The organism is Micromonospora sp. HK10, assembly GCF_000982955.1.
Lineage (GTDB): Bacteria > Actinomycetota > Actinomycetes > Mycobacteriales > Micromonosporaceae > Micromonospora.
Genome location: NZ_KQ058804.1, coordinates 1 through 509, shown reverse-complemented (window position 1 = coordinate 509; position 509 = coordinate 1). Strand labels below are relative to the sequence as shown.

The following is a 509-nucleotide window of genomic DNA, read 5'->3' as shown; positions in this document are numbered from 1 at the left end:
CGGTGCTCGGCCGGCTGGCCGGCCTGCCGACCCGGGTGGTGGTGGGTTTCCGGCCGCGCGGGGACGGCCCGGTGCGCGCCGCCGACGCGTCCGCCTGGCCGGAGGTGCTCTTCGACGGCGTCGGCTGGGTGCCGTTCGATCCGCTGCCCCGCCCGGACGAGCAGCCCCGCCCGGTGGAGGAGGACTTCCGCTCCAAGCCGGACGACCCGCCCCCGTCGGAGGTGCCGGAGCCGACGGACCAGCCGACCGCCACACCCCCGGCGGCCGCCGCGGACGGGAACGCGGGCGGCCGGCGCGGCCCCGGCACGCCGGTGCTGGTCGGCGCCGGCACGGGCGGCGGGCTGCTGCTGGTCGGGGTCCTGCTGCTGGTGCTGGCCGGCTGGCGGCGCAACCTGACCCGGGCCCGCCTGGAGCGGGGTGACCCCGCCCAGCGGATCGCCGGCGCCTGGCGGGAGCTGACCGACGCGCTGCGGCTGGCCCGGCACCCGGCCGGCGCGGACCTGGCCGCC

General features: G+C 81.5%; 1 protein-coding gene. It reads left to right on the top strand.

Annotated elements, in window-relative coordinates; all coding sequences use genetic code 11:
• Nucleotides 1-509 (top strand): transglutaminase-like domain-containing protein (locus tag LQ51_RS12420; RefSeq protein ID WP_046565328.1); only part of this gene is annotated, 509 nt, incomplete at both ends.